Here is a 21,811-nt window from a genome sequence, read left to right on the forward strand (position 1 = left end):
TTTTTAATTTAGGGAAGTAAAAAGGTTATAAACTCAAACACCATATATTATGACAAACGATTCGTCCAGAAGGACTTTTCTAAAAAAATCAGCAATTGCAAGTTCAGCAGCTATTGTTGCTCCTACCATACTTTCCTCCAACGTGTTTGGAGCCAACGACCGCATCAATGCGGCGGTACTAGGGGTAAATGGAAGGGGAAAGAACCACATCCAAAGCCTGATGAATCAGGAAAACGTCCAGGTTACTACCCTCTGCGACCCGGACATGAACCTATTAAAAGAGCGACAAAAGCAATTTAAAGATACGTACAAAAAAGACGTAGCCCTGGAACAGGATCTTCGCCGGGTAATAGACGATCCGGACATCGATGTGATCAGCATCGCATCGCCCAATCATTGGCATGCGCTGACGACAATCTGGGCCTGTCAGGCTGGCAAAGACGTCTACGTAGAAAAACCCGGCTCTCACAATATCTGGGAGGGAAGGAAGATGGTGGAAGCAGCCCACAAGTACGATCGAATCGTGCAGCACGGCGTGCAGCTGAGAAGCTCTCCGGCCGTTCGCGAAGCCATCCAATTGATTCGGGACGGGTACATTGGCAATGTCTATATGGCCCGCGGCATCGTCTTCCGCTGGAGACCTAGCATTGGAGACAAAGGATTCTCCCCCGTTCCCGAGGGAATCGACTACGACCTTTGGACCGGCCCCGCTCCCAAGCGTCCCTTTACCCGCAACCTGGTGCACTACAACTGGCACTGGCATTGGGATTATGGAAACGGGGATGTAGGAAACCAGGGAATTCACGAAACCGACCTTTGTATGTGGGGATTGGACGTGGGGCTTCCCACGAAAATCACCTCGATGGGAGGGAAATTCCTGTGGGACGATGCAAAAGAAGTTCCCGAGGTACTCACTTCGGTGTACAATTATCCGGAGGAAAACAAGATCATCCAATTTGAAGTACGTCCCTGGTGCACCAACGAAGAAGGTGGTGCCACGGTCGGTAACATCTTCTATGGAGACAAAGGCTACATCGTGGTCGATGGTTACGACAAGTACCAGTCATTCCTGGGCAAAGACCGCACGCCTGGTAAATCAGGAGCCGATGGAGGACCGTCTGCCTCCGGGATGGACCGGGGAGCCGGAGGTACCGATGGACACTTTGCCAACTTCATTGAGGCTGTCCGCAAGCACGACGCTTCCATCCTGAATGGTCCGGTAGAAACGGCGCATCTGTCCTCCGGATTGGCCCACCTGGGCAACATCGCTTACAAGCTAGAGCGGGTACTCACGTTTAACCCAAAATCTGAGACCTTTGTGAATGATCCCGAGGCAGACGAGATGTTGAAACGAAACTATCGCAAGGGTTTCGAAGTACCAGCGATTGTCTAAGCTTCTCCCAGGTAATTTCACCCATCGAAACCGAAAAACCAGAAAAAAAACCGGGCAGGCCGTTTGGCACTCCCGGGTTTTTTCTTCGTACCTTACTCGGTAAAACTAAATTTAAAGGCATAATACATGAAATCCCGTATGCACCAGGCGACATCCCCAGGGACGCCATGGTAGCCCCAATAACGACCGGGGCGAGACATGCGAGACGCCATGTGGCCACGTAAAAACAATGATATGCACATGAAATCCCAGGCGCTAGTATTGATCGCAATTATAAGTAGCAGCACGATGCTTTTTGGTCAGAGTAACAAAAAAGAAGCCGTAACCGTACAGGTAAACGAATCAGAAAAGAAAGTTGATATCGTCGTGGGAGGTGAGTTATTCACCACCTATATGTACCCGGACAATATCATGAAGCCCGTGTTGTGGCCCGTGATGTCACCGGAAGGAAACATGTTGACGAGAAGCTATCCGTTAATCAACAAAGAAGGAGACCGAACCGATCATCCCCACCATGTGGGTGTTTGGCTCAATTACGGGGATGTGAATGGTCTTGATTTTTGGAACAATTCAGAGGCCATCTCTCCGGAAAGAAAAGGAGGCTATGGAACCATCTATCACCAATCGGTAGAGAAAGCCAAGGGAGGTAAAGGAAAGGCCGTATTGGAAACGAAATCCCTTTGGAAATCTCCGGACAACACCACCTTACTGGAGGAAGAAACCGAATTTGCATTCCAAGCCATCGAAGGGATGCGAATAATTGATCGCACCACTTCGCTTACTGCCGCTGTGGATGAAGTGAAATTTACAGACAACAAGGAAGGCATGTTTGCCATTCGTGTAAGCCGGGAACTGGAACTTCCCACCGATAAGCCTACCGAGTTGATGGATTCCCATGGAGTCAAAACCCGGGTAGAAAAAATGGACAATACCCTGGTCAAAGGAAACTACAGAAGTTCGGAGGGCATCGAAGGCGGGGCCGTATGGAGCACCCGGGGTCGTTGGATGAAGCTCTCTAGTGAAATAAACGGAGAGGAAGTTTCCCTCGTTATCATCGATCATCCCTCCAACGTGGGGTATCCTACCTACTGGCATGCCCGCGACTACGGGTTGTTTGCTGCCAATACACTGGGACAAAAGGTTTTTTCTGAAGGAAAAAATGAACTGAATTTCAGCCTGAATAATGGGGAAACGGCAACGTTTAAATACCGGCTGGTGGTGGCTTCCGAAGACCTTTCAGACGAGCAAATCAATGCATTGGCTGATGCTTATGCTAAAAAATAATCATACCGTTTTTCACCAAACAACCTTCGAAACATGACAGACCACCATTTATCCCGGCGATATTTTCTTCAAAAAAGTATGGCCGCCGGACTTGGCTTATCCGTACTGGGCCAACATGCATTGCCCGTCTTTGCCAAAGAATCCGGTATGAAACTGGGCCTGGTCACCTATCAATGGGGCAAAGACTGGGACCTTCCCACCCTCATCGCCAATTGTGAAAAAACGGGCTTGCTGGGAGTAGAATTGCGCACGGAACATGCGCACGGTGTGGAAACCTCCCTCTCTTCGCGCCAACGACGAGAGGTAAAAAAACGCTTTGCCGATAGCCCGGTTACCTGCCTGGGCTACGGATCCAACTTTGCCTACCATTACACGGATCAGGCGGAAGTTCGCCAAAACATCGAAGGCACCAAGGAATACCTAAAACTCTGCAAAGACATAGGCGCTACGGGCATCAAAGTGAAGCCAAATGGGTTACCCGAATCGGTCTCTAAAGAAAAGACCATCGCTCAGATCGCCGCTTCGTTCAATGAGGTGGGCGCCTTTGCCAAAGACCTGGGGCAGTTGGTCCGGGTGGAAGTACATGGAAAACTCACCCAACAGCTGCCCAATATGAAGGCCATTTTTGATCAGGTAGATCAGGATAGCGTCAAGGTATGCTGGAATTGCAACAACGAAGACTTATTGCCTCCCGGCCTGGAAGCAAATTTCCATTCGGTGAAAAAGTGGTTTGGCGACACCGTTCACATTCGCGAACTAAATGTCGGGAATTATCCCTACCAACAGCTCATGAACCTGTTTGGGGAAATCAATTACGAGGGCTGGATTCTACTGGAGGCGCGTACCACCCCTGCGGACCGCATTGCCGCCATGAAAGAGCAATTGGAAATCTTCAACAAGATGACGAACGCATAATTTTGCCAGGGAATACCCATTTCTGCACCGACGCAGGAAGGCAGACCAAGAGTTAGAAAAAAAGGCCACCCAACGATGTTGAGGTGGCCTTTTTGTTTCCTCAGGCGTTATCCGCCGCAAATTGTTCCACGGCTTTCCATACCCGAAACAAGTTTTTGTAACAAACTTTCTCGATATCCTCCTTGCTGTAACCACGTTTCAGCAGTTCTGCGATCAAATTTGGGTACATGGACACGTCCTTCAGCCCCGTAGGTAAGGTATCCCCTACCCCATCGAAATCGGATCCAAAGCCCAAATGGTCAATGCCTACCAGACTAACAATATGGTCAAAGTGATCGGCTACCTTCTGTACCGAAGGAAAGGGATTATTGGCGGCCACGTACTCGGAAATGTACTGTTGAGCCTCGGGGTCGGTGCGGCTAAGTTCATTTTCTGCCAGCCAGTTCACCAGATGTTCGCGAACGGCATCATTTCCCTCTCTGAAATCCTGGTCCACAAAACTACCCCCAAAATTGATCATGATGACTCCTCCGTTTTCAGCTAGTTTCTGAATCATATCATCCCCCATGTTCCGCTCAAATCCCGGCGTAAAATGCCTGGCAGAAGAATGGGAAGCGATCACGGGTACCTGGGTCACTTCGAGTACATCGTAAAACGTATCGTCTGATACGTGAGAGATATCGACCATAATGCCCAGTCGGTTCATTTCTTTGACGACCTCCACGCCGAATTCGCTAAGCCCCCCGTGCATGTAGGTGGTGTCGTAGGAAGAGTCACCGATCAGGTTGTCTTTGCTGTGTGTCAGCGTAATGTACCGGATGCCACGTTCGTGGAAATAGGCCAGGTTTTCCAGCTTATCCTCAATGGGGGCTCCATTTTCCATACCCATGGGTAGGGAAATTCGACCTGCCTCAAAATTGGCACGAATATCCGCCGGACTATAAGCCATTCCGAATTTATCAGGCCAGGTCGTTGTCAGGCGTTCCGTCATCAAAATCAGTGAATCAGCCAATGCCTTGGCGCCGCCCATTTCCTGGTAGCGCGCAGGGATATAAATTGACATAAATGGAGCATCGAGCCCCCCCTCTTTGGATCGGGGAAAATCAAAATTCCCCCCCTCCGTGCGCGTCGAAACATCTAGAATCTCCCGCTGAAGGGTAAAGCCGCCGACTTTCATTCGATAAGGCAGATCCACATGGCCATCCACCATGATTGTTTGCTGCGCCAAATCCGTAGCGATCCGCATGCGATCCTCCTCGGAAAGCGCCGCATAATCGATGGTTTCACTTTTCTCGGTGGCGCAGGAAAACCCGAGAATGACTGAAAGCAGTGCTAAAACATAGGTACATTTTTTCATTTTTTGTAATTTTTGTTGATAGTGGTTGTTTCTCGTGCAAGGTAGAATCCAAATATACAGATCTTTCAGCTTTTACCCACTTCCCGGGAAAAATTCATTTTTTGGGGAATCGTGCGGATTCACCGAAAAATTGACGAAATTAGAGTTTGAACCAAACAAATAAGCCAATGAAGTTTTCAGCAAAATCCTACACACCGCTTGTATTTTCCATCGGTGCAGTCGTTGGTCTGGCCATGGCCTGCGGACCGGCCACCACAAATCAGGAAAGCGAGGGTACCGTCGCCGCGGAGGAACCCGTGGAACCGGGTCTGGAACTGCTTTGGGAAACCCCTGCCGAACTTACCACCAACGAGTCGGTTCATTTTGAAGAAAGCGGGGACATCCTGTACGTGGCCAATATTGAAGGCGGTCCCGATGAAAAAGACGGTGTTGGATCCATCTCTAAAGTGAGTACATCCGGAGAAATTCTGGAACGGGATTGGGTTACCGGCCTACACGCCCCCAAAGGCATGACCGTAATGAAGGATCACTTGTACGTCACCGATATCGACCATCTGGTGGAGATTGACCTGGCTACCGGAGAGATTACCGAAACGTACGAGGTGGACGGAGCAGTCTTTCTAAATGATGCGACAAGCGACGGAAAAAAGGTCTTCTTTTCCGACATGCGCACCAATACCATCCACTATCTGGAGGATGGAGGCATCCACACCTTTGCCACCGAACAAAAGAGTATAAATGGACTGCGAATCGGTAATGGAGGCATTCTGTATGGACTGGATGCCGAAGGTTTGAAACAATACAACAGTGACGGTAGTTTTGAACTCATCAATGCGGAAGTGACCGGTGGTGATGGACTAATTGTCCTTGACGAACAGACGTTTATTGCCAGCCGTTGGGCAGGAGAGATCTACCTGGTTCAAGAAGGAAAGGCAACGAAAATTCTGGATACAACCGAGGAGGAGTCAAATACTGCCGATATTGGATTTATCCCCGATGAAAATATTGTTCTGGTCCCCACTTTTTTCAAAAACAAAGTGGTGGCCTATCAATTAACCTATTGAACGACACAGGGAATGGGAATACAAATTGAATGAATATTCCATTGCTTTCGTTACATAGGTAGAGAATACAAAGTTGCTGAAAAAAATCTAGCCTTTAATTTTTGACAGCATTGTTGTTAATTTGTGAAAAGGTAGCAATGTTTTGGCGTATAAAAACAAATTGACCTCCAAAAGCGAACGCATAGTTTATGAATAAGTCAGAAAATATTAATTACGAATTAGAAAAGAATGCCGAAGTCATCAGTCAATTGGATGACTTTGTCACCGAAACGGTAAAAACCACACTCATGGATCCGGACGATTGCTGGCAACCCACTGATTTCCTTCCGGATATGACCCAGCCCGATGCCCTCGATCAGGTGAAGTTATTACGGAAACGCGCCGCAGAGATTCCGGATACGATCATCACATCCCTTGTTGGAAACATGATTACGGAAGAGGCATTACCAAGCTACCAAACCTACTTCAATATGCTGGCCGGCATCAACGAGGAAGGCTCGCTGACAAGCGAAAGAGGTTGGGTGCAATGGACCAAGGCCTGGACAGCAGAAGAAAACCGCCATGGAGATCTTTTAAATAAATACTTGTACCTTTCCGGCCGGGCCGATATGCGGAAGGTGGAACAAACCATTCACCGGCTAATCTACAACGGATTTGACCCACGCTCCGAAAAAGATCCCTACCAGGCGATTATTTACACCTCCTTTCAGGAGCGAGCCACAAAAATATCCCACGTCAACACCGGTAAATTGGCCGACAAGGCAGGGGATTTGGTACTTGGCAAAATATGCAAGCAAATCGCCGGAGATGAGGCAAGGCACGAAAAAGCCTACAAAAGCTTTATGACGGAAATCTTCGAAATCGATCCAAGCGGCGCCATGCTTGCCTTTGAAAAAATGATGCGCAAGCAAATCGTCATGCCGGCAGTGCTGATGGGCGAGGGAGGGAATAACCCGTCCATCTTTGATCAGTTTTCTGCCATTACCCAAAAAGTAGGGATCTACACCGGATGGGATTATGCGCGTATCATCGATCATTTGGTCAAACTCTGGAAAGTGGAAACGGTGACAGGGTTGACTGACGTGGCAGCCAAGGCGCAAGAATACCTCGCCGGCCTATCCGCACGGTACATGCGACTGGCGGATCGAATGAAAACTCCTGATGAAATCAGTCTGGCTTGGATAAAGTAAAAAAAGGGCCAAAAAATAGCTGTAAAATTGCCCTTTAGAACGTTGCAAAATGTAAGTTTAAAAAGCTGCTTAATCACCCGTATCAAAGGTAGGCAAACAGGCTTCAACAAAAAATACCCCGATCGGGGTATTTTTTTTGCATTTTTGTCCGCGCACATTGATTAGCAATTCATTATAAAATACATTTTCATACCCCCTAACTCAAAGAGTATCGGTATTTCCAGGCTTGGATAGGCGACCCGCGCGCGACTAAAAGGGGGGCAATGAGAATTAGTGAGCGTTAAGATTTAAAAACAATACTTTGATTTCCCGCGTTGCGAGGCTTGGGTACCAGCGAACGGCGATGACAGGTCCGGTCTGAACGGTCCAACTGTTTTTTTACTTTAAAAAATTCGCAAAAACACCAAAAATGGGTTTCCATATAGCCGCGTCCGCATGCAGGGGAAGGACTAGTGCTCCTCGCGGGCCTTGCTCGCCAGTAGCCCCACTCGTAACTCAAAATAACTGTATTTTTCTCCAAAATGCGCTTTTAAGGGATTCAAAAGATTGGTTTGAAGTTGGGCGGCGGCAGACGCGATTTCCTGAAGTTGCGCATCTGCAAGCCATTTCTCGGGACTACTGTCTCCGGAAGCGAGAAGCTTCAACACGTGCCCCTCAATGGTGCTGCGGGCCAGCCCCCTTTTTTCCACAATTTCCTCCAGCGAATTTCCTTGATTAAGCAAGGCTAGCGTCTCGTTTATGGAAGAAGTAATGGTTTGTTTTACTGTTCGTTTGGGTTTCGGACTCCCCCCTGCCCCGGATACCGTAGGGTTATCATTCAGGTAGCCCCGTATTTCATTCAAAAAGCTATCCCCGTATTTTTCCAATTTCTGGTTTCCTACTCCGTGAATCTGAAGAAGTGCCTGCTTACTTGTGGGGTAGTATCGGGCCATTTCCACAAGTGTTGCATCCGAAAAAATGATGTAGGGAGGGACGTCCTGTTTTCGTGCAAGCTCAAAGCGTACGGTTTTTAGTTTGGCAAGCAGCCGCTCGTCCTTTTCGTTTTCCCTAACTCCTTGCAGCAACTCATCTTTTTCCATGTTGAGAAAAATCTTTTCTTTTTGCTTCAATTTTTCCCAGGCCAGTTGGGTGAGTTTAACAATCGGGCGAAGGGGATCTTCCTGACTCAAATACCCTTCCGCGATCAGTTGTTGTCCCAGGGTTTTCCAAAATTCCTCAGACCGGTCCTTGCCAATACCAAAAACCGATAACGTTTTCTGCCAGGATGCGATTTTAGCTGCCTGAGAGCCTCTCAAAACCAAGATGACATGCCCCAAACCAAACTTTTGGTCCAACCGAACAACGGCAGAAAGGAGCATTTGGGAATAAATGGTCATGTCTTCTTTCTCATTTTTCTGTAGGCAGGTGTCGCAATTTCCGCATTCTCCGGGGTAATCTTCCCCAAAATACCGAAGGAGAAACGTTCTCCTGCATTCCCTGCTTTGGCAATACTGCACCATCTCATTCAACTTGGATTTCATGTGCCGCACATACGTGGGATCCTCGGCATTTTCCAGCATACGCGACAGGGTGATGCTATCCCCAAAACTGTAAAACAAGAGTGCCTCGCCAGGCAATCCATCCCGGCCGGCGCGCCCGGTTTCCTGGTAGTAGCTTTCGATATTTTGCGGCATGTTGGTATGCACCACAAAACGGACATTCGACTTGTCTATGCCCATTCCAAAAGCCACTGTGGCCACGATAATCCGAACCTCGTCCCGAATGAACTTTTCCTGATTGGCTTGCCTGACTTCCCTGGCCAGGCCGGCATGGTAGGGAAGCGCAGCATGGCCGTTGGCATTGAGCTTCCAGGCCGTTTCCTCTACCGACTTTCGAGACAGGCAGTACACGATCCCGGAATCGGTTGGGCGTGCGGATAAAAAATCCAGCAGCTTCCCAAATGCATCGGAGCGGAGCGTTACCCGGTAGGTAATATTCGGGCGGTCGAAGGAAGAAATAAACCATTGAGGGTTCGTTAGCTTGAGCCCTAAAGCAATGTCTTTTCTGGTTTGTTGGTCTGCGGTGGCTGTAAGGGCTAAAAATGGCGTATCGGCGAAAATCCCCCGGAGGTCACCCAACTTCAGGTACTCCGGTCTAAAATCGTGCCCCCATTGGGACACACAATGGGCTTCATCCACTGCCACCAGCGATAGTTCTACCTTTTTAAGCAAGTCTACCAATGGATACGCACCACCAAAAAGGCGTTCCGGCGCCACATACAACAGTTTAACCCTACCCGTAAAAACCCCATCGGAAATATGGCGTTGCTCGCTGATATCCTGGGTGGAATTCAAAAATGCGGCGGGAATACCCAGTTCATTCATCGCATCCACCTGATCTTTCATCAAGGCTATTAGCGGAGACACCACCAGGGTCAACCCTGGTAGAATCATGGCTGGAACCTGGTAACAGACCGATTTCCCCGCACCCGTTGGCATCAAGGCTATGCAATCCTTTTTTTCCAATACCTGTTGGATAATGGCTTCTTGTTTGCCTCTAAACGACGCGTATCCATAAAATTGCTTTAATACTTCCAGTGGTTGCATGGCTGGCTTTGGTAGGGGTAAAAATCCAATAAATTTAAAGGTACTACAATTTAAAAAAAATTCTACTAACGGCCTCCGTTCGCCAGGGATCAGCGCTCATCTTTTGATAATCTTTAAGCGCTGACGCTCGTTTCCCCAATACAGGTGAATCACATACACCCCCGTAGGTAGTGTTGGAATCGTCGTGGCCAATTCCTGGTTCAACCCCTCCAGGTCTTTGTTTTCAAGACGAACCACCTGTCCAACCGAACCATAGACCGACACATGCAATGGCTCACCGTTGTATCTATTTTGATCCAGCAGGGAGAGCCTCACGCCGACACCTTCCACCGGGTTGGGGTACATTCTCCATACCAGCGGCTCGGAGGAAATTCCAGGAATAGGTATTCCCAGAACATCCCCCAAAATTTGTTGCCTGCTACTTTGATCCACTTGAACCAACCGGTAATAGAGACGAGTTTCATACAGCGGCAGGGCGGAATCCGAAAATGAATAGGCTCCCTCTTCCGCTGTGCTGAGGGGGTGGTTTACTTCCGCTAAGGGAAAAAAATTGGCGACGCTACCAATGGCTCTTTCCACAATAAAGTACTGGTGGTTTTCCTCTACACCCGTGGTCCAGGATACCCTCACGCTCCTGGACTCGGGATAAAATCGGACTTGCTGCGCTACCAATTCCACGGGGAGTATATTGCAGGGATAAAACTTCCCTTGGTCAAGCTCTTGCGTCCGCCCTCCTACAGAAGGCGTGGGATAACTCCCGCACACAAATATCTTCGATTGCTCGTCGGCGATAACGGTGGCACTTCCATCCACGAGTACATCCCCACCTACGGACACTTCGCTTGTTCCTCCAATGGTAATCCCGGTGTCCCCGCGAATGTCTATGTCCTGGTCGATGATTACCTGCGAATCCCGAAAGGTATTGAATTGATGCTGTCTACCTCCCGTGACCAGCAAACCTACCGTTCGAAAAAACCCGGTAACATTGATGACGGAAGAGTTTCCGGAATATTCCGTTAGCCCTGCACTGGTAATGGCTCCACCTGCTTGCACATGCAAAATAGCCCTATTTTGTACCTCTACCGATCCCACGTCCATTGTACCCGAACCGTCTCCTCCCAAATAGAGCTCGGTAGGATCGGAACTTCCTCCCTGGGAAATGATGAGCTCTCCGGATACCGCAACGCGCGCGTTTTCCTCGATGGATACGAGTATGTCCCTATTTCCTTCAATGGCAAGGTTACCGGTAATGGTGAGTTCGGCACCATTACCTACCGTAAGGGAAGTGAAGGTCCCTCCTAATAGTACATCGCCGGTTAGTTGGACATCCTGGTTAACAATTACTTCCACCAGGCAGCCGGTAGAAACGAATGGAGGCCAGGAACCGTTCGCGGTACAGCCTATCGGGTCATTTAGCGGACTTACCGACCAGCAAGCCCCGTCCTGCCAGGTATTGGAGCAGCCCGGTACTGCCGGAGTGTATTCGTATACTTGTGCGTGTAAACGGGTCGTGGCAATTGCAAGCGTGATACAAACGAGGGCTGTTAGATAATACCTTGGCATGAAAAGAGTAAAGAAAATAGGTTTGGTATACGTTTTTATGTATTACGTAAACACCAATGTAATTCCTATTCCCAACTTTTACAAACCAACGAAAAAATATTATGCATTTTATTTTATATGAATTACATTTTTATAGTTTTGTAAGTCATATTTTAGGCGTATTCGCTGCGTTAGTCTCGAAACCAGCTCTTCTAAGGATGACAAAACCACTACGAAATAAAAAAAGAGGAGACCATTGCCTATTGCCGAATTTTCTTGGGGCGGAAACTGTCGGGCAAGAACTCATATCTTCATGATTTTAACACGGTGCACCTCTCCGCCACACACGAGTTCCAGCACACACACGCCTTTGCTCGCCTCTTGAATGACCTCTTGCAGCCATTGGTCCAGGGACATTCCGATCTCACCCTCAAAGGATACCGAAAATGCTCCGTGAGAAAAACGCACATGTACCGGCCCGGATACAAATCCCTCACTTACTTTAAGCTGCAAGTTCGAGCCATCGCTGGGGTTTGGGAAAGCGGTCAAGCGGATTTCCTCCAGCTTGCTGCTTTCCACGCTCGTCGAAATCACTTCGCTATAAGCACTTTCTCCGGTAAAGTCAACCTGCTTGAGTCGGTAATACACCATCCCCTCAATGCCTCCAAGCCGGGTGTCCTGAAAAGTATATCGGGTCTCCGCACTGGTCCAGCCAGCAGCCACAACTTCGCCCAATTTTTCAAAGTTATCTATCCCCCCGACAGAACGTTCGATTTCATAATGGCTGGATGCAGTTTCTTTAGCGGTCTTCCAAACCAATTGATTTCCTTGTACTGCAAGTGGAGTTACAGAAAACGACTTCCAAACCACTGGCAAAGCCAGGCAACCCGGACCGTAAAAGGCGTCGTTCTTCATGGTGACATGATACGTTTCTTTCTGGGTGGAATTGGGGTAGTCGCAAATGAAAAACCCGGAGGTATTCTTTCCATTTATGGAACCGCCATTGGAAGCGGTGAGCTTTCCTCCAACAAATATTTCTGAGGTATCGTGTAAATGGAAGGAACCATTGGTCATGGTAACGTCCTTCTTGATCAACCCCATCGCTGTATTCCTGGTTGTAATGGTCGCTCCTCCGCTGGTATGCAGGTTTTCCTCAAAGGTAAACGAGGCATTGTTTTCTGCTTGTAGCGAGCCACCGTGACTCATGGTGACATTACCGGTAAACAATCCGTTTGCATCGTCTTTCAGCCGGATTGATCCGCTCTGTCCGGTAGAGGTCGTTCCAGTTACGAGAATGTTTCCGCTTCCATGTAGGTTTAAGTTGCCGTTTGTAATATCCAGGTCGCCCGTTACCCGGGCTGTCCCGTTTTGTGACCCGATGGTTACGGTTCCGCCGGAGGTATAATTCAAATCTACGGTCTCAAAGAGCCCGTATACGTTTAAGTTGGCATTACTTCTCATAACGGTTCTCTCCAGCACTTCCAGTATTCCTCCCTCTTCTACCGTGATGGTGGGCTGATTGTTGCCAATGACAAATTCTTTTTTCGTCATTTTTGCATTTTTGGGAACAACAATCGTCACTTTTCGATCTATTACAAACTGTCCGTTTACAACCAATTCGGCTCCTTCTGCCAAAACGATTTGCGGAACGGATCCGCCACCGTTAATGGTGAGGTTTCCGTTAAAAATCAACTTAGCATTCGCACCTAACCAAACTCCGGAGAAGGTGCCACTGCCAAAACCCTGCGCATTTCCGTCGTACTCCACCTCGTGATTGATCCCTACGGTTATTGCACAGCCCCAGTTTTTCGCAATCGGAGGAAAACCATTACTAAGGTTCTGATTCGAATTGCATGAGGTCGAGCTGCTCCAGGTGGAGTTTTGCTTCCATTTGCCGTCCGCGACACTTGAGAAATCCTGTCCAATAGCCTGTGCAACTGAAACATAGATCAATACACCGGCAAACAAACGTGCAAAATTCTGAATGGTTAGGAAAAAGGTTTTCATGGCTGTCCGTATTAGATTGTAGCCTAAAACTACTAGCCATTTACCGCCTACCGGAAATTATTCGTTCAAGCTGTGGGAATCGCGGTCAAAACTGGAAAAATAGACGGTCAAAAACTTTACAAATACTTTTTTTTGTATTTTGAATTGCCTTTTTCCCCGGACATTCAGCAGCATTTCCGGCGTTCAGGACGGCTATAAAGCAGCTCTGTGACACGAATGCAGCGTTCCATTGATACTGGATGCTACGGATTGTCAGTTATTTGCGTCTTAACAAAACGTAACCTACTAAAACCGATCCCTTTTTCGAGTCTTTGTGAGGATGAGACTGGGCAGCTTTGAAAGCGATTAGTGCCACCAAAAAAATTCCCCCTCCTCCTACAAGCAATCCCCGGAGAGTAAGGCGGCGTTTCCGGAAGAAGCCTATCCGAAAAAAGGCAATCGAAGGTTTGGAAAGCAAATGCAGACAAAAAATGGGATTCATCCTGGTTACTATTCGTATGGCAATTTACCGGGGATCTTGCGGTCCCAAAAAAAAAGCGGCAATCCCTCAAAAGGAAAAGCCGCTGCTCCAGTGGTTTATTGGGCAGGAATTACCCGTTCATACTGATCAGAAATTCCGCATTGTCTCTGGTGCCTTTCATACGCTGCAACAGAAACTCCATGGATTCTTGAGAGGTCATATCGGACATAATTTTTCTCAAAATCCAAACCCGTTGCATTTCTTCCTTGTCCATCAACAAGTCTTCCCTTCGTGTGCCCGAGCCTGGTACATCGATGGCTGGGTAAATGCGTCGGTTGGACAATTTTCTATCGAGCGACAGCTCCATGTTACCGGTTCCCTTGAATTCCTCAAAGATAACCTCGTCCATTTTGGATCCAGTTTCTACCAACGCGGTGGCGATAATGGTGAGCGACCCCCCGTTTTCTACGTTTCGGGCGGCGCCGAAAAAGCGCTTGGGTTTGTGAAGCGCGTTGGCATCCACACCGCCAGACAAGATCTTTCCTGAAGAAGGTACCACGGTATTGTGTGCACGCGCAAGTCGTGTGATGGAATCAAGCAAAATCACCACATCGTGACCGCATTCGACCATGCGCTTTGCTTTTTCCAATACAAGTGCTGCTACTTTTACGTGCCTTTCGGCCTGTTCGTCAAAGGTAGACGAGATTACTTCTGCTTTTACCGAACGCGCCATGTCCGTGACTTCTTCGGGACGTTCGTCGATCAATAAAATCATCAGGTGAACTTCCGGGTGGTTTTCGGCGATGGCATTGGCAATTTTTTGCAACAATACCGTTTTCCCCGTTTTTGGTTGGGCCACGATCATTCCTCGCTGTCCTTTTCCGATGGGTGCGAAAAGATCCACGATTCGGGTTGAGTAATTGTCGTGCTTGGTGGTCAGTCGCAAGCGCTCCTCTGGAAAGAGAGGGGTGAGGTATTCAAACGGGATTCGATCCCTGATTTCATCGGAGGTTTTGCCGTTAACGGTCCCTACTTTAAGTAAGGCAAAATACTTTTCGCCTTCTTTGGGAGGGCGTATTTGCCCCTGAATGTTATCTCCCGTTTTTAGTCCAAAAAGTTTGATTTGAGAGGGAGAAACGTAAATGTCATCCGGTGAGGCCAGGTAATTGTAATCAAGTGAACGTAAAAATCCATAGCCGTCAGACATGATCTCCAACACACCTGAATTTTCAATGATCCCGTCAAAATCCTTGATGGTAACCGAAGTCTTTCTTTTGGGGATAAAGGTAGAGTCCGGTTGTGGTGGCTCCTCCACTTCTTTGGGGCTTCTCTTCTTTGAAAAATCTTGCTCGGTTGCAGGGGTTGGATTTAGATCGTTTCCCGACTTCAATTCCTCTACGTCCACTACAGCCCTGCGTCTGGGGCGAAAACTGCGGCCTTTGGAGTCGTCTCCTTTTGCGGCACTTTTGCTCACGTTCTCTTCCGGCTTTTTATTTTCCGCTTTGTCTACGGGTTTTTTATCGGGAACGTCGGCTTTGGGCTTGAAGGAATCCTCCGTCTTCGGTTTTTTAGGCTTGTCCTCTCTGGCGACACTTTCGTTTGCGCTTTTATCCTCCTTGGGAATCTCGGTTACATTCTGTCGTCTGAATTTGGGCTTTTCCTCGGCGTTGGATTTGGATTCCTCTGCGGTCTTTTCTTCCACAACAACTTCTGTCTCTACCTTGGAAGGCTTTTTCTTTGGAAGTGATTTCTCCGGAGTAATCGCCTGCTGGTCCAAAATGGCATACACCAAATCCTCTTTCTTTAATGACTTGAAATTCTTAACCCCCAACTCCTCTGCTATTTCTTTTAATTCAGACAATAGCCTGATTCTTAATTCTTCTATGTTATACATAAAAAACGTGTGAATGTAATTCTAGACTGTGTAAATGATGAAATGGTATGTATCTTGATTGGTATAAAAAGGTATACAGACAATACTCAAACCCCCAGGATGGCGATCTTCTGCTTTTCTTGACGGTACAATATTACATCAATCGGTGCTAATACGCAAATTTTTGCTTAATTGTTATTTCACTCGGAAGAATTCCCCTCACATATATTCCGTCGGCTAATTTTGGTTTCCTGTATGACATCGTATTAATTTTAGGTTGTGAAATAATTTCTCCCCATGACGCCTCGTAACCATCATCCCGTACAACTGACCGCCTATTCCTTACTCTCCGTCGCCTTGCTACTTTGGTTGATGCACGTGGGGTCGTTTATATTGGTACCCCTGATTTGGGGGATATTTTTCGCCTTTGCCTTGCACCCCATGAGTAACTGGCTGGAAAACAACCGCTTTCCCCGGTCCCTGGCAATTGGACTGACCCTCGTCATTATCAGCATTTTTGGGGCTACCGTCATTTATGTATTGCTCAACCAAATGATATTACTTATCGCGGACATACCGGAAATCGGTAGCATTCTTCAGGAAAAAATAAACGCATACCTGATTGAAATAGAAAACCGCCTTGGGATTACCGGCATAGAAGGACTGGAACGCTGGGAATCCCTCAACTGGGTACCTCTGGAAAACCTAAATGAGACGGTTTTCAATACCGGAAAATCCCTAACGTTAATTGGAATTATTCCGCTGTATATTTTCCTATTGCTCTATTACAAGGATTTCTTTGTCGCTTTTCTACTAAAAGCATCATCAAAAAGTAACGAAGCCATTTTGGCCTGGGTGACGGATTCTGGAAAAGTCATTCATGCCTATTTGGTAGGCATGCTGAAAGTAACCTTCTTGGTGGCTGTCATGGCTGGCATCTACTTCTACCTAATTGGCATCAAGTACTTTTTTCTTTTTGCCTTGTTTATTGCCGTCATGAACCTTATTCCCTATATTGGTGTGATCATAAGTTCCATCCTCGTTGTTTTATATGTATTCCTAACGACGGACACCTTCCTGCTTCCAATGGTCACGCTATTGGTCCTGTGGGGTATCCAATTATTAGAAAACAACCTGATCACGCCATTAGTGGTGGGGTCTAAGGTAAAAGTAAACGTTTTGGTAGTCGTGCTGGCAATTTTGATCGGCGGAGGTATCTGGGGTATTTCCGGAATGGTCTTATTCATCCCACTCGTCGGAATCGTAAAAATTGCGTTTGACCGCATACCCTCCTTGCAACCTTACGGTTACCTGCTAGGTGACGATTTTCCCGTACTGGAAAAAAACGAAAACTTCGTACGAATGCTCCGAAAAAAATGGGCCAAGAAATAAAATGTGCGCACGAAAGGATTCGAACCTTCACACCCGAAGGCGCTGCCGCCTGAAGACAGTGCGTCTACCAATTTCGCCACGTGCGCATGTAAATTGTGACTGCAAAAATGAAAAATAAATTGTTTTTCAACAAAGAAAACCCCATTTATTCCTGTCCAAAGGGCCGAATTATTTTTCATCGGCAGTTGTCCCGAAATCAATACACTCATTACCAAGCCTGTAATCGGGTCGTATCCAGAGAGCAACCCTTCTTCTGATTGGGGTAGGCTTGTGTTTCAAGTCCAATAGCAGCTGCAAAAACTCCTTCATCACCGCCTTTCGAGAAAAGCCCGCTTATCCCAGGCGATGCTCCAAGCACCCAAACCTACCGCTTAAAGGGCAGCTGGTCGAAAAAACGCTTGTCTACCTGAAAGACCGTTCCGTGCCGGCTGCCGACGGGAAAATTTATCCGGGAGGAGATATCGATCCAATTTTCCAGGTCAGAAGACATCACCGCCCCCATTCGTTTTTCAATGTATTTATCAAAATAAACCAGGTAGTAATCTCCGACCTTGGCCACGGTGGGGCCTTCCGCCCAGTAATCTCCCGTGATGGGCTCACCGGCGGGGCCATAAGGTCCTTCGGGTTGTTCACTCCTGGCTATCCGGATGTTTTTTTTCGGAGGCTCCCGGGTTTCATCTTTGACAAAAAGCAGGTACTCTCCGTCTACTTCCCGAATGGTGCCATCAATTACATTGAACCCAGGTTCGTAAAAAAGTCGGGTTTCAGAAAAGGAGATAAAATCCTTTGTGGTTACATAGTATTGCCGGTGATTGTATGCGTTTTCTTCTTCAGATTGGGTCTCCGGAAAGCGACCGGTTACTGTACTGGACCAATAAATAAGGTAGGTATCCTTTTCTTCGTCGTAAAATATCTCGGGTGCCCAGGTGTTTCTGGCATTTGGTTCGTGTTCCATCACCGGGATAAACTGTTGCTCCGACCAGTTTACCAAGTCGTCCGTATAGGCATAGCCCAGTCCTTTTTCGTTCCAGCTTACGGTCCATACCATGTGGAACCTTCCATCCCTTCCCTGCACAATGCAGGGATCGCGCATGAGTTTATCCCCACCTGCTGTAGGTGTCAGCAAGGACGCACCTTCTTCCAGCGGCTTGAATTGGTACCCGTCCAGGGAATACGCCAGATGCAACCCATCTTCACCGTTACCGGTAAAGTAGGAAAAAAGATACACCTTCTTTTTTGCCTGGTAAGCAGTAGAAGAGCAGGCAAGCAGGAAGGCAAAACTCCCGGCAATCAAAAACCTGATACATATTCGTTTTATTGAATCCATTGCGTTTGTTCCGATTTCAAAATCTGGCAGGAACAAAGATAACAAATAATCAAGGTTCGGTAATTTCTGGTAGAATTTTGATGATAAAAATCATGCTCCACCCATCTCACAAACCAGCCGTTTAATCCGGATATATTTCCATCCATAAAATCGTATTGGGAAAAAACAAGCAATACCAACTTATAATAGCACCGAACAGGACAGTACATGATAGAATATTTTTTGTTTTTATTTAAATTTAGCGAAATTAGTAAAGTAAATGCTTTTAAATTAAAGTATTTATTTCTTAAATTAATTAATCAATAAACCTAAACTAGTATGAAAAAATTTTTCTTTGAAAAATTTAACTATGGCTTTGCCATGGTCGCCTTTTCGCTGCTTTTGCTCGGTGAACAGGCGATGGCCCAGGGACAGCGCACCGTCTCCGGGGTTGTAAAATCGCAGGAAGACCAGGAATTGATCCCGGGGGTTTCGGTGCTGGTAAAAGGCACGACCCGGGGAACCGTCTCAGACATTGACGGCGAGTTTAGCCTGGAAGTCGCCAATGGAGAAGTACTTGTTGCCAGTTTTATCGGCTACGAAACCCAGGAGATCACCATCCAATCTGGAATGGATCAGGTAGACATCATGCTCCGTTCGTCCTTTTCGGACCTATCGGAAGTAGTGGTAGTGGGCTACGGTACCCAGAAAAAATCGGATTTGACCGGAGCGGTCGGTTCGGTAAACGCCGAAGAGCTGCAAGAGCGCCCTTCTGCCTCCCTCAACCAAGCCCTTTCTGGACGGATACAGGGAGTAAATGTATCCGTTAACTCGGGACGCCCGGGCGGAAGAGCCAATATCCGTATTAGGGGAAATACCTCGGTAAGCATCGCCAACGACCCGCTTTACGTGATTGATGGAGTCATCATTCATGCCGCCGGCCTGGCCAATGGCAGTACACCGATCGACTACATCAACCCAAATGATATCGCCTCGGTAGAGGTATTGAAAGATGCTTCTGCCACAGCTATCTATGGAGCCAGGGGAGCCAATGGCGTCATTCTGGTGACTACCAAACGCGGCAGCAGCACCGGCGGTGTGATCACCTTCGACACCGATGTGAGTGTGGGTGTACTTCCCAAAAAAATCCCGCTACTCAATTCCGAAGAATTTTTGCGGGTAGAGGACATTGCCTACCAAAATGCCCAAAAGTACGATCCCACGGGATGGGCGAACGGCATTTACCGGGACCCACAACTCAAGCGAACGAACCCACGACTGTTTGATGCCAATGGCAATCCCCTGCACGATACGGACTGGCAGGACGAGTCCTTCCGTCAGGCAGTTACCCAAAATTACCAGTTGGGACTTACCGGAGGCAACGAAAAAGACTCCTATGGTATATACGTCAATCACCGGAACGAAGAAGGCCTGATGCGTGGCTCCTACCTGAAGCGGTATGCAGGCCGGTTTGTCTTTGACAGCCAAATAAAGGATTGGCTGAAAGTGGGTGGTAGCCTCAGCTACACCGATCAGAAAGAAAGCCAGGTAGATCCGCTCGGCGCGGGTGGAATTATTGCCATGCGGCAGGTCCTCGAAGCACTCCCCATCATACCGGTCAAATATGCCGACGGATCCTGGGCAGGAAACGAAGACTATCCCGGCATGGAAGGCGGCAATAACCCACTCCACGTGGTAGAGGACCGGGTATACATCCTAAATACCCAAACCATGTTGGGCAACCTGTACGCCAACTTCAACCTCGCCGAAGGCTTGGAGTTTCGGTCGGTATTGGCCACCAACATCATCAACCAGCGCGTGGACTATTACGGCGGTCGCATGCTTAACTACATCGCCAGAAACCAACGAGGAGATGCCTATGTGATGAACGACCGGCTGAATTCCTGGCAATTTGAAAACTACCTGACCTATACCAAGGAAATCGACGAAAACCAATCCATCAACGCCTTGCTGGGGATCTCCTGGCAGCACGTGGACCGCTTCAACAGCATGGCCCGCTCACGGGATTTTCAGGACGACTATTTCAAATTCAATAACCTTGGCGCAGGTGCCAACGTTTTCCAGACCACGTCCGGTACTTCCGCGTATGGATTGAATTCTTATTTTGGACGATTTAATTACAACCTCAAGGAAAAATACCTGCTTACCTTTACCGGCCGTATCGACGGCTCTTCCAAATTTGGCGAAGCCAACCGCTATGCGGTTTTCCCGTCTGCTGCATTGGCCTGGAGGGTTTCCGAGGAGGACTTCCTAAAGGATAGCCGAACCATCTCCAATTTAAAACTTAGAAGTAGCTACGGGGTTACCGGAAACTCCGAAATTCCCGCCTACCAGGCCCTGGCCGGAATGGGGAACTATACAGTAATTTTCAACAACTCCCGCTCCATTGGATTGGGTATAAACCGACTGGCAAATCCCGATCTGCGTTGGGAAAAAACCTTCCAAACCGATGTGGGACTGGAATTGGGCTTGTTTAACAACCGCCTCACTTTTGAGGTAGACCTGTATCGAAAGCTTACCGAAGACATGTTGCTCAATGCACCCGTGCCCTCCAGTAGCGGCTATACCCAAGTGACCCAAAACATTGGCAGCATGGAAAACAAAGGCGTAGAATTCGCCTTGAACTCCGTAAACGTCGTCAACAATGACTTCAAATGGGACACCCATTTCAATATTTCGGTCAACAAAAACACCGTGCTGGAACTGACCGGTGGAGCCGATATCTTTTCGGGATCCACAATCATTCGTGAAGGAGAGCCCGTAAGTTCGTTCTTTGGATTTGTCCACCAGGGCACCTGGGATACCGACGAAGCCGACCTGGCCGCCCAGTACTTCAAGCTCCCGGGAGATATCAAGTACGAAGATGTCAACGGCGATGGCGCCATCAACGATAACGACCGGGTGATCATCGGCCAGGGTATTCCCAAAGGATTTGGTACGCTGATGAACACCTTTCAATACAAGAATTTTGAATTGATGGTGGACCTTCAATTTATGTATGGCAACCAGGTTTTGTGGAGAAGCAAGCACTCCGCCGAGGACCGGCAAGGTATTGCGAATAGTTTTCGCACGGTACTGAATGCCTGGACCCCTGACAACCAAAACACGAATATTGCCGAATTGCGGCCGCTTACTGCCGGGTACAACACCTTCAACGATTCGGACCGGGCACAGGATGGTTCCTTCCTGCGTGGGAGAAACCTGTTGTTTGCGTATACCTTCGAACCGGAACTGATCCAGCGCCTCAACCTTAACCGGCTACGTGCCTTTGTATCGGTTCAAAACTTCTTCCTGAACACCAAATTTCAGGGATACGACCCCGAGGTCTCTACCTCTGGTTCTCCCTTTGACCAGGGGGTAGATTTGTATGCCTACCCCAAACCACGGGTATTTATGTTGGGGGTAAACATTGCTCTGTAAAC

The 21,811-nt window shown here is 47.9% G+C and carries 13 protein-coding genes and 1 tRNA gene; 7 read left to right on the forward strand and 7 right to left on the reverse strand.

Annotated elements, in window-relative coordinates; genetic code table 11:
• Positions 1 to 49: 49 nt before the first annotated feature.
• From GCU44_RS03795 to GCU44_RS03805, 3 genes are all read left to right on the forward strand, one after another.
• Entirely contained in the window at positions 50 to 1,393 is a 1,344-nt protein-coding gene (locus GCU44_RS03795; RefSeq protein ID WP_092173366.1) for a Gfo/Idh/MocA family protein, read from the forward strand.
• A 240-nt stretch (positions 1,394 to 1,633) separates the two neighbouring features.
• Positions 1,634 to 2,677, forward strand: a complete 1,044-nt coding sequence (locus GCU44_RS03800) for a DUF6807 domain-containing protein (RefSeq protein WP_154853972.1) — start codon at positions 1,634 to 1,636, stop codon at positions 2,675 to 2,677.
• A 33-nt stretch (positions 2,678 to 2,710) separates the two neighbouring features.
• Positions 2,711 to 3,592, forward strand: coding sequence for a sugar phosphate isomerase/epimerase family protein (locus GCU44_RS03805; protein WP_154853975.1), 882 nt, complete (start codon positions 2,711 to 2,713; stop codon positions 3,590 to 3,592).
• Positions 3,593 to 3,692: 100 nt separating this feature from the next.
• On the opposite strand, the gene GCU44_RS03810 is transcribed toward GCU44_RS03805, so the two are convergent.
• The gene (locus GCU44_RS03810) at positions 3,693 to 4,949 is read right to left on the reverse strand and encodes a dipeptidase (protein WP_154853978.1); all 1,257 of its coding nucleotides are present in this window, start codon (positions 4,947 to 4,949) and stop codon (positions 3,693 to 3,695) included.
• 167 nt (positions 4,950 to 5,116) lie between these two features.
• Here GCU44_RS03810 and GCU44_RS03815 point away from each other — a divergent pair, with 167 nt between their 5' ends.
• Together GCU44_RS03815 and GCU44_RS03820 are read left to right on the forward strand one after the other, a co-directional pair.
• The gene (locus GCU44_RS03815) at positions 5,117 to 6,013 is read left to right on the forward strand and encodes an ATP-binding protein (RefSeq protein WP_154853981.1); all 897 of its coding nucleotides are present in this window, start codon (positions 5,117 to 5,119) and stop codon (positions 6,011 to 6,013) included.
• Positions 6,014 to 6,201: 188 nt separating this feature from the next.
• On the forward strand, positions 6,202 to 7,203 hold the full coding sequence (locus GCU44_RS03820) for an acyl-ACP desaturase (protein WP_154853984.1): 1,002 nt from the start codon (positions 6,202 to 6,204) through the stop codon (positions 7,201 to 7,203).
• A gap of 449 nt (positions 7,204 to 7,652) precedes the next feature.
• Here the strand turns inward: GCU44_RS03820 and recQ are convergent, their stop codons facing one another.
• The 4 genes from recQ to rho form a co-directional block, all read right to left on the reverse strand.
• Positions 7,653 to 9,788, reverse strand: a complete 2,136-nt coding sequence (gene recQ, locus GCU44_RS03825; protein ID WP_154853987.1) for a DNA helicase RecQ — start codon at positions 9,786 to 9,788, stop codon at positions 7,653 to 7,655.
• A 96-nt stretch (positions 9,789 to 9,884) separates the two neighbouring features.
• The gene (locus tag GCU44_RS03830; RefSeq protein ID WP_154853990.1) at positions 9,885 to 11,351 is read right to left on the reverse strand and encodes a T9SS type A sorting domain-containing protein; all 1,467 of its coding nucleotides are present in this window, start codon (positions 11,349 to 11,351) and stop codon (positions 9,885 to 9,887) included.
• A gap of 282 nt (positions 11,352 to 11,633) precedes the next feature.
• Positions 11,634 to 13,337, reverse strand: coding sequence for a hypothetical protein (locus GCU44_RS03835; protein WP_154853994.1), 1,704 nt, complete (start codon positions 13,335 to 13,337; stop codon positions 11,634 to 11,636).
• A 590-nt stretch (positions 13,338 to 13,927) separates the two neighbouring features.
• A complete protein-coding gene (gene rho, locus GCU44_RS03840) occupies positions 13,928 to 15,691 on the reverse strand; it encodes a transcription termination factor Rho (protein ID WP_154853997.1) in 1,764 nt (587 codons plus the stop codon).
• Positions 15,692 to 15,967: 276 nt separating this feature from the next.
• Between rho and GCU44_RS03845 the strand changes: the two genes are divergently transcribed.
• Positions 15,968 to 17,062, forward strand: a complete 1,095-nt coding sequence (locus GCU44_RS03845) for an AI-2E family transporter (RefSeq protein WP_154854000.1) — start codon at positions 15,968 to 15,970, stop codon at positions 17,060 to 17,062.
• 4 nt (positions 17,063 to 17,066) lie between these two features.
• Here the strand turns inward: GCU44_RS03845 and GCU44_RS03850 are convergent.
• Together GCU44_RS03850 and GCU44_RS03855 are read right to left on the reverse strand one after the other, a co-directional pair.
• Positions 17,067 to 17,148, reverse strand: a tRNA-Leu gene (locus GCU44_RS03850).
• A gap of 278 nt (positions 17,149 to 17,426) precedes the next feature.
• Entirely contained in the window at positions 17,427 to 18,389 is a 963-nt protein-coding gene (locus GCU44_RS03855) for a glycoside hydrolase family 43 protein (protein WP_154854003.1), read from the reverse strand.
• 318 nt (positions 18,390 to 18,707) lie between these two features.
• Here GCU44_RS03855 and GCU44_RS03860 point away from each other — a divergent pair, with 318 nt between their 5' ends.
• Complete coding sequence (locus GCU44_RS03860) at positions 18,708 to 21,809, forward strand: SusC/RagA family TonB-linked outer membrane protein (protein WP_154854006.1); 3,102 nt, start codon at positions 18,708 to 18,710, stop codon at positions 21,807 to 21,809.
• Positions 21,810 to 21,811: the final 2 nt, after the last annotated feature.

It is taken from the genome of Cyclobacterium xiamenense (assembly GCF_009467825.1).
Taxonomy (GTDB): domain Bacteria; phylum Bacteroidota; class Bacteroidia; order Cytophagales; family Cyclobacteriaceae; genus Cyclobacterium; species Cyclobacterium xiamenense.

Bases quoted from the DNA above. Each gene is read 5' to 3' on its own strand.
- GCU44_RS03795 (WP_092173366.1), top strand. From the start codon at position 50: ATGACAAACGATTCGTCCAGAAGGACTTTTCTAAAAAAATCAGCAATT.
- GCU44_RS03800 (WP_154853972.1), top strand. From the start codon at position 1,634: ATGAAATCCCAGGCGCTAGTATTGATCGCAATTATAAGTAGCAGCACG.
- GCU44_RS03805 (WP_154853975.1), top strand. From the start codon at position 2,711: ATGACAGACCACCATTTATCCCGGCGATATTTTCTTCAAAAAAGTATG.
- GCU44_RS03810 (WP_154853978.1), bottom strand. From the start codon at position 4,949: ATGAAAAAATGTACCTATGTTTTAGCACTGCTTTCAGTCATTCTCGGG.
- GCU44_RS03815 (WP_154853981.1), top strand. From the start codon at position 5,117: ATGAAGTTTTCAGCAAAATCCTACACACCGCTTGTATTTTCCATCGGT.
- GCU44_RS03820 (WP_154853984.1), top strand. From the start codon at position 6,202: ATGAATAAGTCAGAAAATATTAATTACGAATTAGAAAAGAATGCCGAA.
- recQ (WP_154853987.1), bottom strand. From the start codon at position 9,788: ATGCAACCACTGGAAGTATTAAAGCAATTTTATGGATACGCGTCGTTT.
- GCU44_RS03830 (WP_154853990.1), bottom strand. From the start codon at position 11,351: ATGCCAAGGTATTATCTAACAGCCCTCGTTTGTATCACGCTTGCAATT.
- GCU44_RS03835 (WP_154853994.1), bottom strand. From the start codon at position 13,337: ATGAAAACCTTTTTCCTAACCATTCAGAATTTTGCACGTTTGTTTGCC.
- rho (WP_154853997.1), bottom strand. From the start codon at position 15,691: ATGTATAACATAGAAGAATTAAGAATCAGGCTATTGTCTGAATTAAAA.
- GCU44_RS03845 (WP_154854000.1), top strand. From the start codon at position 15,968: ATGACGCCTCGTAACCATCATCCCGTACAACTGACCGCCTATTCCTTA.
- GCU44_RS03855 (WP_154854003.1), bottom strand. From the start codon at position 18,389: ATGGATTCAATAAAACGAATATGTATCAGGTTTTTGATTGCCGGGAGT.
- GCU44_RS03860 (WP_154854006.1), top strand. From the start codon at position 18,708: ATGAAAAAATTTTTCTTTGAAAAATTTAACTATGGCTTTGCCATGGTC.